Genomic DNA, 14,704 nt, shown 5'->3' on the forward strand with positions numbered 1-14,704 from the left:
CAAAGAAAATAAACTTTGCGCCTTAGCGAATTTGCGAGCAGAAAACCATTCGTAGTAAACTTTTGTCTAAACTTTTCGGTTAAAAAACAGTAGATTCAATAGAAGGTTTTATAGTTGAATTAATAATGGTCAAAGTAAGTGGATCTTCTTCTCCGGAAAAGAACGCATCCAGTATTTCCTTAAATATTGGATTTGTATTTTCTGCCAAAGAAAAAAGAGTCATTGACGAACGAAGTTTTCGAGCGTCCAGATCTCCAAAAATACCATCTGCTGATTTTCTTTTAAAAGTCAATAGCAACTCTGATATTTCTATAAGGTGTTTTCCTAAAATAGGATGTTCTAAAAATGCAGAAGCCTCTTTTAGATCATTAATGGCATAATAATTTGCAGTATCGCTGGTGCCCAATCCTTTTAATTGAGGAAAAATGAACCACATCCAGTGTGTCTCTTTTTTTCCTTTTTTGATTTCAGAAAAAGCAGTAAGATAAAGTTTATTTTGTGCATCTAAAAAACGCATTAAATCATTGTTTGAGTAAGCCATTTTGGTATTATATATATGAAAAAAAGGGTGCGAAAGTACTAAAAAAAATACGGTATGCCTAATAAAAGGTTCATACTGTGAGTGTTTTAACTTTTAGAGGAGGAATTTTTGTACACTATTTCTAGTGTGAAAATGTTGTACGTTATCTTCTTTTCGATAAATTCTTCTAAAAGTCAAATTGATTCTGGGTAACACATTTCGGGCTGTTTTGGGAACCTCGTGTTGCCAAAAACTGTTGGTTGTTCCTGCCATTAGCAGAAAAGAACCATGATGTAAAGGAATCTCGACCTGCGGAATATCTTTTCTAAATTTATGACGCAGTCTGAACATTCTCGTCTCTCCAAAAGTCACCGAAGCAATAATCGGATTTTGTCCCGTATTGTGTTCTTTATCACTATGCCACCCCACGCCATCTTTGCCGTTTCGGTATAAATTGAGTAATACGGCATTAAAATCAAGCTGTGTTTCTTTTTCCACCCGGCTTCTTATTGTCAGCAATTCATAAGTCCAGTCAAGCCCATTCGGACTTGATCCGTGATTGTCTTTGTCTTCATACCAGGCAATCATTCTTGGTGCAGTATAAGTTTTATCATAGATTTCCATTTCATATTCTCTCCATTTGGTTTGATGAAGCAGTTTTTCATAAAAACGATCAGATTCTTCTTTAGTGAAGAAATTATCAATCAAAATTAGTTCTGTGTCAGGCAGATTATATACAATTTTACCACGATTTCCAGTAGTAAATAATTCGGTATCGTTAAATAGTGTCATAAGTCAATGTTTAAGTTTATAGCTCTATTTTAAAATTTATTTTAAGAAGTGCTTGCTGAAAAAAACTTTCCGTGGATATTTCTCGGCATAAGCATAAATTAAATGTGTTATATATTGATTGCTTTTATAAGGGGTTATATAATCTTTTATAGCTGATGGTTCAGTAATTGTAATATCAGATGCTATGTAGCCCATTCCGTAAAAATGTCCATTTTCAACCCAAATAAAACTGCGCTCATCTGCCGATCTGCCTTTGTCTATAATAGCAAAAGTGGGTCTGTTACTTAATAAAAATTCAATGGCATTTTCAACCTGATCGTTATGAATCGTCACATCAGGCAATATTTTAATGTCTTGGTTCGGAAAAAATTCGGCTTCTTCCTGTTTAGAATATTTGCAAAATCGTTGATCGATTTCAAACTGTTCGGCCAGATTTCGCAATATATTTATTGCGTCATACAGACTATTAAATTCATGAATGCAAACCTGAAATTTGCTTAGTTTTCCAACTGCCAGATATTTGTATCCGCTGCGGGCTTCATATTGGTAAAGTCCATATTTTGCCTCAAAACGTTTTAATGCTCTGTTGTATGTTGGCCAAAGTGTTTTAATTTCTGTGCATTCTAAGAGCAACGCCATTAGTTCGTTGCCACAAACTTCAAAAGAAATACTGTAGATATCGCGTAAGAAGTTTTGCCTTTGCGGATTAATTTTATGTCCACTAAAATGAGAAGCTACCCGTTTTTTTAAATTAATTGCTTTTCCAACATAAATAACCTTTTTCATCTGATTATAAAAATAATAAACACCGGGTTTTTCAGGCAATTGATTAAAATCGTCAGGCGGAAGATTAGGAGGCAAACGTTGATCTTGTGCTGTTTTCTTGATCATTTTCTCGATTTCGCCTTCATAATCCCATTCCAGTAATCGGGAAAATAATATTGCTGTCGCATCAGCATCACCGCCGGCACGATGTCGGTTTTCTAAATTTATATCTAATGAATTGCAAAGATTTCCTAAACTGTAAGACGAGAATCCAGGTCTTATTTTTCTTGCCGCGCGAACGGTGCACAATTTTCTCGCCGTCCACTTAAACCCCGCCTGTTCAAGTTGATGGCGTACGAAAGAATAATCAAAGTTGACATTATGTGCAACGAAAACGCGATCAGTAAGCATTTCCAGTACTTTCTCTGCAATATCATCAAATATAGGAGCGTTAGCTACCATTTCGTTATTAATGCCCGTTAATGCAAAAATCGAAATCGGAATTTCCTTTTCCGGATTAACAAGTGTTTCAAAGCGATCAATTACATTTTTTCCGTCATGAATAATAATGGCAATTTCTGTAATGCGGCTGCCACTGGCGTTTCCACCGGTGGTTTCGATATCTACTATGGCATATTCCAGCTTTTTCATCTTTATTATATAACGTGAAATCGATTATTTTCTATTATCTTATTAAATTAAAATCTGTGTTAGGTTATCTTTTATTATTAGAATTTTAAACTTTAACTGTAATCACATCTTTGAGAGAAGTAGAAAAATTGGGAGATAATCTGTTCTGCTTCATTTTCCATTGCCGTCCTAAAGACTGCACACCGAATTTGATTTTATTATTACCATAATTTTGGTTCATCTCATCGATAACCTTCATTAAAGGTCGATGTTTGGGATTTGAAGTTTCGAATAAATTAAGCTGCGTTTCACTATTTGGTGTTAAGCCCATTACAATTACACCTGCTTTTTTATAACGATAGCCTTTTTTAAAAATAGCTTTAAATCCTTTTTGGGCAGCTTCATTCAGCTCTATTGTCGAATTGGTTGGAAAATCAGTTGTGATGGTAATACTTCGCGAATAATGTGATGGCTCGTTCTTTAAAAAACTAGTTTGAATAAAAACAGTTACCATATTGCAATGACAATCCTGACGCCTTAATTTCTCTGCACAAGAAGCTGTAAACGTGCTGATTCTTTCTGATATTTCTTCATAAGTAGTATATTTTTTTTCAAAAGATCTCGTAGTGGCAATCATTTTTCGCTCTGTGGCATCTTCTAATTCCAAAGTTGGTTTCCCTTCTAATTCATGTTTCAATCGAAGTCCTACTACAGACATTTCTTTTCTTACCCAGGCATCCGGAAATTGGGTAAATTCATAAGCTGTGTTGATTTTTTTTAATTTAAGTCGTTTGGCGTGTTTTCTTCCAATGCCCCAGACATCTTCAATTTTAGTCCACTTTAATGCTTTAATCCTTTTTTCTTCAGAGTCAATACAATAAACACCTTGCGTACGATCTGCAAATTTTCGGGCAATTTTATTCGCCATTTTTGCCAAAGCTTTCGTAGGCGCAAAACCTATACTAACCGGAATCCCCGTTCCTTGTGTCACTTCTTTCCGCATTTTTAAACCAAGCACATTTAAATCAAATAAATCATAACCTGAAAATTTCAGGAAAGCTTCATCAATACTGTAAATTTCGATTTCAGGAGTATAAGTCTGAAGGAGGTTCATTACCCGATTGCTCATATCGCCATATAACGGATAATTAGAAGAATAAACAAAAATATTTTTTTCCTTAAAAACAGATTCATACTTAAAAGCAGGAATAGCCATTGGTATACCCAGAGTTCTGGCTTCATCAGAACGCGAAATAACACAACCATCATTGTTAGAGAGAATAACGATAGGTTTTCCCCTTAAACGTGGATCAAATACTCTTTGACAAGAAGCATAAAAATTGTTACAATCAACTAAAGCAAACATTTTTAAACGTGTTTTTTATTTCTTATTCTGTCAGTCTGAGCAGAGTCAAAGGGCTTCATTGTGTAAAAGGGCTTCGACTTCGCTCAGACTGACAACAACTTAAAAAGATTTAATACTATGAATCACAATTCCCCAAATCACAAAATTATTTTCCGGAGTTACTTTTATAGGTTGATAATCTTCATTTTCGGCAATAAGCCAGATGATGTCTTTTTCTATTCTGATACGCTTTACAGTAAATTCGCCATCAATTTGGCAAACAGCAATTTTATTGTTTTGAGGCTCCAGACTTTTATCAATAATCAATAAATCACCATCACTGATACCGGCATTTTTCATAGAATGACCTTTTACCCTTGCAAAATAAGTGGTGTATTTATGTTTGATGAATTCTTTGTTGAGATCAATCGATAATTCGATAAAATCATCAGCAGGCGAAGGAAAACCGGCGCTAATACCAACGTCAAAAAATGGCAAATTTACTTCTGAACTTACATCCGGAATGTAGAATTCTATTGATTTCGTGGTATTTATATTCATCAATTTCATAATCACTTCAAAAATTTATTTTTTGCACATCACAAAATTAGTACAGATGATAACATTTTTTTGTATATTTGCTGTTCCAAATTATAACAAATTAATTATGTCCTTATTTTCAGATAATATCAGAGCATTGAGGGTTAAGCATAAAATATCGCAGGAGAAATTAGCTGAAAACCTTAGAATTACCCGTGGTAGATACGTTAAATACGAAGACGGAACTTCAGAAGCACCGTATGATATTTTAAAGCAGATTGCTTTATATTTTCATATGAGTATCGATTTATTATTGTCTGTCGATATACGTAAAATCAATATAGAAAACTTGATAAAATTAGAAGGCAATCGACTTATTTTACCTATACAAGTAGATAGTTTTGGGGAGAATTACATTGAAATTGTATCTCAAAAAGCAAAAGCCGGATATCTTAACGGATATGCTGATCCGGAATATATTGAGAGTCTGCAACAAGTTTCGCTGCCGTTTTTAGGTCCGGGAAAACACCGCGGATTTCCTGTAGAAGGAGATTCGATGCCTCCACACGAAGACGGTTCTATCATCATTGGTCGTTATGTAGAAAGGCTGGGAGAGGTGATGGATGGCAAAACCTATATCCTGATTACCAAAAATGAAGGAATGGTTTACAAGCGTCTCAATAAGAATAAAAAGAATAGTTTGGTTCTGGAATCAGACAATCGTTTTTATCCGAATTATGAAGTAAAAGCCTCAGATATTTTAGAAATCTGGGAATACGAATGCAATATCGGACGCAGTGATAAACGACACGAGCAAACAGAATCGCAAAGTATGAAAGATTTGCTTTTGGAGGTAAAAAGAGAGGTTATGGAGATTAAAAATAATACTTCGAATGCATAATTTTTTTCGCCACGAATTCACGAATTATTTTAAATCAAAATTCGTGAATTCGTGGCGAAAAAAAATCTAAACTTTCAACGAAAACCAAAACGTACTTCCCAAACCTAAATTACTTTCTACGCCAATTATCCCATTTTGGGCTTCAATAAATTCTTTGCTAATCGCTAAACCCAATCCCGTTCCTGATTTCTGGCTTCCTGGGATCTGGAAATATTTATCAAAAACTTTGTCTTTATATCTTGCATCAATTCCTTTTCCGGTATCGATAACCTGAAATACAATCTGATCGTTTTCATTTTTTAATTTGATAAGAATCGTACTTTTTTCAGATGAATACGTAATAGCGTTCGATAAATAATTAATCAAAACCCAGCCTGTTTTTTCGCTGTCTGCTTTTACATCCTGCAAGTTTTCATTGGCATCAATTATGAGTTTAATTTGCTTTTGTTCTGCCTGAACTTTTACCGCTTCAACAGCATAATTTACAATCGCATACGGATTGCTTTTTTCGATATTCAACTGAATATTTCCGGTTTCCAATTGTGATAAGTTGAGTAATTCCCCTGTAATTTTCAATAACCTTTGGCTATCATCTTTAATACTTTCAACCAATTGTTTCTGGTCGTCGTTCATATCGCCGGTTTTAGCATTTTGAAGCAATTGCAAACTCAGTTTTATAGACGCAATTGGTGTTTTTAATTCGTGCGAAACCGTGGCAATAAAATTGGTTTTGGCAAAATCTAATTCTTTAAATAAGGTAATATTTCGCAGAATAATAACATCACCAATATTGATTTCTTTTTCCTCACCCGTTGGTGTTATCGTGATATTGATCGTTTCTTTATCGAAATAACTTTCTTTTCCATTAGCAAAAATTTTCAAGGGTTTCTTTTTCTGCGAATCAGCATCTAGTTCTTTTAAAATTAAGGAACGCATTAAATCATTCGATAAAGCAAGGGCAGAAGCCGATTTTCCGATAACATCTTCCAGTTTTAGACCAATGATTTTCAATGCTTCATCATTGGCAAACAAAATAATTCCTTCATTATCCAAACCAATAATCGGATCGTGCATATTATTAATAAGCGTTTCCAGTCGTTTTTTCTCAAAGAAAAGTTTGTACAAATTACTATTATTATATTCCTGAAGCTTTTGCGCCATGGTATTAAAAGATTTTGCCAAATCTCCATATTCATTATGATTGGTAAAATGCACACGCTCTGAATAATTTTTATTGGCAATTTCCTTAATACTCAGCGTTAATTCTTTAATTGGGTTGGCAATGTTATGAGGTAAATTGATCAGCAAATTAAAGGCGATTAAAAAACACAAAGTTCCCACAATGGCAATCCATAAATTGGCAGTTTCGGCGGTATGTTTGGCGATATCGCTTTTCTGTTTTATGGCATTCATATTGAGTTTCATGATCTCAAAAATATCCTGTCTGATTTGCATTTTTAAACTTTCATCAGAACTGTTTTTTTCTAAAAGAGCAAAGTTTTTCTTTAGACTATCGGTACCTTTTTTCTCTCCGGCTTCGGTAACATTTTTCGTTTGGTTTAAGAGATTTTCTTTAAAAGTAACAATCGCATTTTCTTTATTAGCGTTAATTTCGTCTAATGCCAAAAGCATATTTCTGGAATATTCCAGCGTATTATAATTTGCTTTCAAAATATTTTCAGTATCTTTTTTTATAGAAAAAATATAAAAAGCACTTACCAATGTGAGTATAATTATTAATAAAAATAATAACCCAACTCCCAGATTCAATTTAGTTTTAATTCTCATGATGTTTAAAAACAAGTTTTTTTATTTGAACCATTAAGTAATTAAGTTTCATTAAGTCAAAGCTTAATCTTTCTTAATCTCTTAATGGTTAAAAAAATTTACGATAAAATAACCAGGTCAACATTTGATAATGAAAGCCGATTTAACAAACGCCTGAAAATTGTTGTAGACAAAATTACTTTAAATAAATTCAAATGCGGTTTTCCGATGCAGACAGTTGTAATTTGTTTTTCTTCTACCGCAATTACAATTGCATCGGCAATATTTTTGTGTTCCAATTTAATGACTTCTGCACCTAATTGTACCGCGAGTTTAAAATTATTAATCAAATGGCGTTGTTTGTCTAATGCGATTTTGGTGCTGCTTTCTTTAGGTGTTTCAACATACAAAACATACCACGAACCGTTGTAATAACTTGCCAAACGTGCCGCTTTTCTAATAACAATTTTTGCTGTTTTATCGTTACTGCTAATGCATGCCAACAATTTTTCGTGTTTTAAAGCGTGCAGTTGAGGTACTTCGTTTTCGACTTTTCTAACGACCTGACTTGCAACTTCTTTCAAAGCCAATTCACGCAATTGCAGAATTTGTTCTGATTTAAAAAAGTTGGTTAAAGCTGTTTGAATTTTATCAGCCGTATAAATTTTTCCTTCCTTCAAACGCGCAATCAAATCTTCAGAAGTCAAATCGATATTGACAACTTCATCTGCCAATCGCAAAACATTATCCGGAATCCGCTCCTGAACGTCAATTCCTGTAATACGTTTTACATCCTCATTCAAACTCTCAATATGCTGAATATTCACAGCCGAAATCACATTAATTCCCGCTTCCAGAATCTCCAAAACATCCTGCCAGCGTTTTTCATTTTTGCTTCCTTCAATATTTGTGTGCGCCAATTCATCGACAATAACAACTTCGGGTCTTAAGTTAATTATTGCCTGCACATCAAGTTCTTCAAGCTGTTTTCCTTTATAGAAAATGGTTCGCCGCGGAATCACGGGCAAACCAGATAAAAGTTCATGCGTTTCTTTTCGCATATGCGTTTCGATGTAACCAATTTTCACATCAATTCCGTTTTTCAACAACGAATGCGCTTCCTGAAGCATACGAAAGGTTTTCCCCACACCGGCGCTCATACCAATGTAGACTTTAAACTTTCCTTTTCGTGATTTCTGAATTAAATCCAGAAAGTGCTGTGCGTTATTTTCTTTTTCTTCTTTCATGTTTTTTGCCACGAAGGCGCTAAGTCACAAAGTTTTTTATTTTACCATTAAGATATTAAGTTAATAAAGGCAAAGCTTAACTTTCTTAATATCTTAATGGTAAAAAATAATTTTAATATTTAGAAACTAATCGCCAACGAAGTCGTTGCAAACGTATTCGTATCCGTTGGAACGTTATTTTTTGTGAAGATTTCATCTTTACTCGAAAGATTTCTTGCTTCTAATCTAAACATTACATTATCAGTAACTAAGTAATCAAAGTTAGCTGAAAATCCGTAAGTTTTAAAACCGTTTGGCGTTTCTGTTGCGATAATAACACCTTTTTCATCACTATAATATTCACCTCGCGCTGCTAATTGAATTTTACCCGTTGGTTTATATTGCAAAATCAAAACCGGTGAAAACCAAGTATCATATTTGTCACTATTCTTAGCCGATTGTTGCGAACCAACATCAACACCAGCCGTAATATTTGTTTTATCTGTTACCTTAAATTGCCCGTAAAAATTGTTGAAATAACGCCATTTTTTGTCAATATCAGGTTGTTCATTTCCAACATACGTACTCCAATTCAAAACCACTTTATCAGTTGGTTTATAAGTAATTTGCGTTCCAAAAGCAGGCGTTTGATTTCCTTCAATTTTCTGAATTCGCTGCCAGCCGTTCAAATACATTCCAGCCAAATACCACGCACCAGATTCTGATGTGTAGCCAATTTTTACTCCCGCTTCATAATACGGAGAGTTTTCAGCCAGAATACTTCGGGTTAAAGTCTGGCAATCTTTTCCAATGGCACTTTCAAAACCAATGTGAGAAGGCATAATTCCCGCATCAATCCATAAATTATGACTTTGCGAAATCTTTACACCAACATTAGCTTCATAAACATTTTTCAATAAATCCTGTTCTGCCGACATATTATACTGCGCATAAGTTCCTGCCATTAAAGCAAAGTTCCCGCGAATATTGTCTTTTGAATAATTCACCTTTGCCAAACCTAAATTCAGGTTCACTTCATTGCTTCGGTTATAACTGTAAAAAAATCCCGGACGCGTATGATCTTCCGGTTTCGCAAAATCATAACTGTAATAAACGTCTAAATATCCCGAAAACGTAAACGGACTTTTTGATTCTTCTTGTGCTTGTAAATTGCTAAAACCGAATGCGATTAAAGCTGTAAGTATTATTTTTTTCATTTTTATTGGGGTAAAAGAGTGTTTGTTTTTTCTGTAAGGTTTTTAAAACCGTGTAGGTATTTATTAGTAGGTTTTTAAGGAGCTGTTTCCCGCACCCGAGCCTGAAAGTGCGAATTGGCGAAGCAATCCGTTTCAATCTTTTGTGCGGAACCCCCGCACAAAAGGATTTCCACTACTATCGGGGCTAGGGCTTTTGGGGTAAAAAGGTGTTTTATTCTCCTGCAAGGTTTTTAAAACCTTGTAGGTATTTATTTTATAACGCTTTGTCAAACCCGACAGGTTTTTAAAACCTGTCGGGTTTAAAAACGTATTACTTCAATCCGTCCAAAGCAACATTCAATTCCAACACATTAACCGTTGGAGTTCCCATAACTTTTGGGGTATTAATATTCGCTTCAACCAAAGCTTTTACTTTTTCTTCAGATAATTTTCGTTCTTTAGCAACACGTTTCACCTGAATCAAAGCGCCTGCTGGAGAAATATTCGGATCTAAACCACTTCCCGAAGCCGTAACCATATCTGACGGAATCTCCGATTTTTTCAAATAAGGATGAACAACTAAAAACGTATCGATTCTTTTTTGAACCAAAGCCAGATAATCAGCATTGCTTGGTCCTTTGTTGCTTCCCGCACTTCCGGCAGCATTATAATCCACAGCCGAAGGTCTTCCCCAGAAATAATTTGACTTATCGAATTTCTGACCAATTTTTTGGTAACCAACCACTTTTCCGTTAACCGAAATAGTTTCTCCTTTTCCCTGATTCGGAGCAAATTGTGCAATTCCGTAAATTGCAAGAGGATAAATAACTGCAAACAGAATTACAGTAATCAAGGTGAACTTTAATAGTGAGAATATATTTTTCATTGTTTTTAAAGTTTCTAAGAGACTAAGTCTCTAAGTTTCTAAGATTTTTTTGATGATGTAAACGGTTAAGAATCTAAGGCACTAAGCAAAAAAACTTAGAACCTTAGCAACTTAGCACCTTAGCAGTTACATAAAAAGTGCTACCAGTAAATCAATTAATTTAATTCCGATAAAAGGAACGATTAAACCGCCTAAACCATAAATCAACAGGTTTCTTTTAAGGATTGCACTTGCGCCAATTGGTTTGTAGTCAACACCTCTCAACGCAAGCGGAATCAAGATCGGAATGATAATCGCATTGAAAATTACCGCTGATAAAATCGCACTTTCCGGACTATGCAAATGCATAATATTTAAACCTTGAAGCGCTGGAATTGCAGTTATAAAAAGTGCAGGAACAATAGCAAAATATTTCGCAACGTCATTCGCAATCGAGAAAGTAGTAAGCGTTCCGCGAGTCATTAAAAGCTGTTTTCCAATTTCAATAATTTCAATTAATTTTGTTGGATCATTGTCAAGATCGACCATGTTTCCGGCTTCTTTTGCCGCCTGGGTTCCGCTGTTCATGGCAACACCCACATTGGCTTGCGCAAGGGCAGGAGCATCGTTGGTTCCGTCACCCATCATGGCAACAAGTTTACCAAGGTTTTGCTCGTTTTTGATGTAGTTCATTTTATCCTCAGGTTTTGCTTCGGCAATAAAATCATCAACACCGGCAGCTTCGGCAATAAACTTAGCCGTAAGCGGGTTATCTCCCGTAACCATGACTGTTTTTACACCCATTTTTCTCAATCGGTCAAAACGTTCTTTCATTCCGGTTTTAATAATATCCTGCAATTCGATAACACCCTGAACCTGATTGTTTTTAATGACAACCAATGGCGTTCCTCCGTTTGTAGAAATGTCAATTACTTTTTGAGCGGTATCTTCGGGAAATGCATTTCCGGCTTGTTTTGCAATATTTTTTGCAGCATCCTGAGCACCTTTTCTAATGTTGGTTCCGTCTTTTAAAATAACTCCGGAAGTTCTGGTCTCTGCGGTAAATTTTATTAAAGTAGCACCTTCAATTGATAATTTATTGGCAGTTTCGGCTCCTGCCAGTTCCACGATACTTTTCCCTTCCGGAGTGTCATCTGCTAGTGAGCTTAACACGGCAGATTTTATAAAATCTTCTTCAGTAACTCCTTTTGCAGGATAAAAATTGGTTGCTTTTCTGTTTCCAATTGTGATGGTTCCGGTTTTATCCAAAAGCAATACATCAATATCTCCGGCAGTTTCAACCGCTTTTCCTGATTTTGTAATTACGTTGGCACGCAGCGCTCTGTCCATTCCTGCAATACCAATTGCTGATAACAAACCGCCAATTGTGGTCGGAATCAAACAGACGAATAAGGCAATAAAAGCTGCGATTGTAATTGGCGCATTAGCATAATCTGCAAATGGTTTTAGCGTAACACAAACAATCACGAAGATTAAGGTAAATGCTGCCAATAAAATAGTCAGGGCAATTTCGTTTGGCGTTTTCTGGCGGCTTGCACCTTCAACCAAAGCAATCATTTTATCCAGAAAGCTTTCACCTGGTTCTGATGTTACGATTACTTTAATTTTATCAGAAAGCACTTTTGTTCCTCCGGTAACGGAAGATTTATCACCACCGGCTTCGCGAATTACAGGAGCACTTTCTCCGGTAATGGCACTTTCGTCAATGGTTGCCAATCCTTCGATAATTTCTCCGTCAGTTGCAATTAAATCGCCAGATTCACAAACGAAAACATCTCCTTTTTTCAATTCAGAAGAACTGATGTTTTTGATTTCGCCGTTAGGTAAAACTTGTCTTGCCGGAGTTTCTTCACGTGTTTTTCTTAAACTATCTGCTTGTGCTTTTCCTCTGGCTTCGGCAATTGCTTCGGCAAAGTTGGCAAACAAAAGTGTTGCTAATAAAATTAAAAACACAATTAAATTATAAGTGAAACTGCCTTGGTCTGTCGCGCCCATTAAAATGGAAATACAAACGGCAAGCATAATAGCAGTTCCTATTTCTACGGTAAACATTACCGGATTTTTGATCATCAATTTTGGATTAAGCTTCACAAAAGACTGCGCTAAGGCTTCTTTTACCTGTTTGCTTTCAAACAATGATGCGGATTTATTAGTTGTCATTTTCTTGTAAAAAGTTAAATGTTATTTGTTAAATGTTATGCACTAAAAACACATAGATTATAGAACATAGCCAGCGGTTTCAACCGCTGGGACGCAACGTATGTCAGAATCTTTGTTCCCGCAATTCGTTTCCCGTGGTTGAAACCACGGGCTATGTTTGAAATATTTTGCGTTTATGTTTTATGTGTTTAAAAATATTTGCTGCATTTTTATTTGATTGTAAAATATTCTGCCAATGGACCTAAGGCCAAAGCCGGGAAGAATGATAAAGCAGCAATAATTGCGATTACGGCAAAAACCATAACTCCAAAAATGGTAGTATCAGTTTTTAAGGTTCCCGCACTTTCAGGAATGTATTTTTTATTAGCCAATAAACCTGCGATTGCCAATGGACCTATTATCGGAATGAAACGGCTTAATAGTAAAACAATTCCCGTAGTGATATTCCAAAACGGATTGTTGTCTCCCAAACCTTCAAAACCAGAACCGTTGTTAGCAGCACTCGAAGTATATTCATATAACATTTCTGAGAATCCGTGATTTCCCGGATTGTTTAACCAGCCTGTGGCGTTTCCGCTAAACCAATACCCCATTGCTGTGTCATGTGCAGCAAAATAAGAAGCTAAAGCTGTTCCGGCTAAAATCAATAAAGGATGAAGAATAGCAATAAAAGCGGCAATTTTAACTTCCCGTGCTTCAATTTTCTTTCCTAAAAATTCAGGAGTTCGACCAACCATTAAACCGGAAATAAATACAGCCAAAATGATAAAAATGTAGAAGTTTAAATAGCCAACGCCACAGCCTCCGTAAAAGGCATTAACCATCATGGCTAACAACTGCATAGCTCCTGAAAGCGGCATTGAACTATCGTGCATACTGTTTACAGAACCCGTAGAAATTACCGTTGTGGCAATACTCCAGAAGCCTGAAATAGCCGGACCAAAACGAACTTCTTTTCCTTCCATCGCTCCGGTTGTTTGAGCGATTCCCATTTTTTCGATAGCCGGATTTCCGTTAAGTTCGGTCATAACTGTTGGAATTACCAATAGTAAAAAACCAACCGTCATTACACCAAAAATGATATAGGATAATTTTCTTTTGTTAAGGAAAAATCCAAGCGCAAAAATCATTGCAAACGGAATAATTAATTGTGCCCAAAGTTCAATTGCATTCGTTAAATAAGTTGGGTTTTCTAAAGGATGTGCTGAATTGGCTCCAAAAAAACCTCCTCCGTTTGTACCTATATGTTTAATAGCAATAAACGCTGCCGCAGGTCCTCGGGAAACTTCAACATTGTCTCCTTGTAAAGTGGTAATTGCATCTTTGCCTTCAAAAGTCATAGGAGTTCCGCTAAATAATAGAGCAACTGCTACAATCGCAGAAAGGGGTAATAAAATGCGAGTACAGCTTTTGATGAAATAATTGTAAAAATTACCCAATTTGTCGGTTGTTTTTTCTCGCATTGCAGTGAAAACCATTGCTGCAGCGGCCATTCCTATACCTGCAGAAACAAATTGCAGGAACATTAAAACCATTTGCGACAAATATGAAAGTCCGGTTTCGCCTGAATAATGCTGTAAATTACAGTTTACAACGAACGAAATAGCAGTGTTAAATGCTAAATCAGGCGTCATGGATGGATTATTATCAGGATTTAAAAATAGTGATCCCTGAAAAAGTAAAACAAAAAAGCAAAGAAAGAACCAAATCATATTTACACTTAAAAGTGCTTTTAAATGTTGTTTCCAGTTCATTTCTTCTGTGGAATTAATTCCACTAATTTTAAAAATAAATTTTTCAATTGGATTGAAAATCGGGTCAAGAAAAGTTTTATCTCCCAAATAAACCTTAGCAATATATTTTCCCACGGGAATCGCTAAAACTATCGAAATGATAAAAATACTAATGACGCCAAATAATTCTGTGTTCATATTTTGTTTGTTAGAAATTAAATAAATTTTAGACTTTTATAAAAA

General features: G+C 35.4%; 12 protein-coding genes. 1 reads left to right on the top strand and 11 read right to left on the bottom strand.

Features of this window, described 5'->3' with window-relative positions:
• Nucleotides 1–79: 79 nt before the first annotated feature.
• From BUE22_RS18635 to BUE22_RS18655, 5 genes are all read right to left on the bottom strand, one after another.
• Nucleotides 80–541 carry a DUF1810 domain-containing protein gene (locus BUE22_RS18635; protein ID WP_042564026.1) on the bottom strand — a complete coding sequence of 154 codons (462 nt, stop codon included), beginning with the start codon at nucleotides 539–541 and terminating at the stop codon, nucleotides 80–82.
• A gap of 93 nt (nucleotides 542–634) precedes the next feature.
• Nucleotides 635–1,312, bottom strand: coding sequence for an alpha-ketoglutarate-dependent dioxygenase AlkB family protein (locus BUE22_RS18640; protein ID WP_073397310.1), 678 nt, complete (start codon nucleotides 1,310–1,312; stop codon nucleotides 635–637).
• A 36-nt stretch (nucleotides 1,313–1,348) separates the two neighbouring features.
• Nucleotides 1,349–2,728 (bottom strand): exonuclease domain-containing protein, encoded by a 1,380-nt coding sequence (locus BUE22_RS18645; protein ID WP_073397311.1) that lies wholly within the window; start codon nucleotides 2,726–2,728, stop codon nucleotides 1,349–1,351.
• Between the two features lie 85 nt (nucleotides 2,729–2,813).
• Nucleotides 2,814–4,073: a Y-family DNA polymerase gene (locus tag BUE22_RS18650; protein WP_073397312.1), complete on the bottom strand. Its 1,260-nt coding sequence runs from the start codon at nucleotides 4,071–4,073 to the stop codon at nucleotides 2,814–2,816.
• A gap of 99 nt (nucleotides 4,074–4,172) precedes the next feature.
• Nucleotides 4,173–4,622 carry a LexA family protein gene (locus tag BUE22_RS18655; RefSeq protein WP_082036927.1) on the bottom strand — a complete coding sequence of 150 codons (450 nt, stop codon included), beginning with the start codon at nucleotides 4,620–4,622 and terminating at the stop codon, nucleotides 4,173–4,175.
• 97 nt (nucleotides 4,623–4,719) lie between these two features.
• Between BUE22_RS18655 and BUE22_RS18660 the strand changes: the two genes are divergently transcribed.
• Complete coding sequence (locus BUE22_RS18660) at nucleotides 4,720–5,493, top strand: XRE family transcriptional regulator (protein WP_042564084.1); 774 nt, start codon at nucleotides 4,720–4,722, stop codon at nucleotides 5,491–5,493.
• 66 nt (nucleotides 5,494–5,559) lie between these two features.
• Here the strand turns inward: BUE22_RS18660 and BUE22_RS18665 are convergent, their stop codons facing one another.
• The 6 genes from BUE22_RS18665 to kdpA form a co-directional block, all read right to left on the bottom strand.
• Complete coding sequence (locus tag BUE22_RS18665; protein WP_073397314.1) at nucleotides 5,560–7,281, bottom strand: HAMP domain-containing sensor histidine kinase; 1,722 nt, start codon at nucleotides 7,279–7,281, stop codon at nucleotides 5,560–5,562.
• A gap of 98 nt (nucleotides 7,282–7,379) precedes the next feature.
• Complete coding sequence (locus tag BUE22_RS18670; RefSeq protein WP_073397315.1) at nucleotides 7,380–8,507, bottom strand: universal stress protein; 1,128 nt, start codon at nucleotides 8,505–8,507, stop codon at nucleotides 7,380–7,382.
• A 119-nt stretch (nucleotides 8,508–8,626) separates the two neighbouring features.
• Nucleotides 8,627–9,703 carry a porin gene (locus BUE22_RS18675; RefSeq protein WP_073397317.1) on the bottom strand — a complete coding sequence of 359 codons (1,077 nt, stop codon included), beginning with the start codon at nucleotides 9,701–9,703 and terminating at the stop codon, nucleotides 8,627–8,629.
• Nucleotides 9,704–10,013: 310 nt separating this feature from the next.
• Nucleotides 10,014–10,568, bottom strand: a complete 555-nt coding sequence (locus BUE22_RS18680; RefSeq protein ID WP_073397318.1) for a K(+)-transporting ATPase subunit C — start codon at nucleotides 10,566–10,568, stop codon at nucleotides 10,014–10,016.
• 126 nt (nucleotides 10,569–10,694) lie between these two features.
• Nucleotides 10,695–12,728: a potassium-transporting ATPase subunit KdpB gene (kdpB, locus tag BUE22_RS18685; RefSeq protein WP_073397320.1), complete on the bottom strand. Its 2,034-nt coding sequence runs from the start codon at nucleotides 12,726–12,728 to the stop codon at nucleotides 10,695–10,697.
• 209 nt (nucleotides 12,729–12,937) lie between these two features.
• Nucleotides 12,938–14,659: a potassium-transporting ATPase subunit KdpA gene (gene kdpA, locus BUE22_RS18690; RefSeq protein ID WP_073397322.1), complete on the bottom strand. Its 1,722-nt coding sequence runs from the start codon at nucleotides 14,657–14,659 to the stop codon at nucleotides 12,938–12,940.
• Nucleotides 14,660–14,704: the final 45 nt, after the last annotated feature.

The sequence above is a fragment of the Flavobacterium pectinovorum genome (genome assembly GCF_900142715.1).
GTDB lineage: Bacteria > Bacteroidota > Bacteroidia > Flavobacteriales > Flavobacteriaceae > Flavobacterium > Flavobacterium pectinovorum.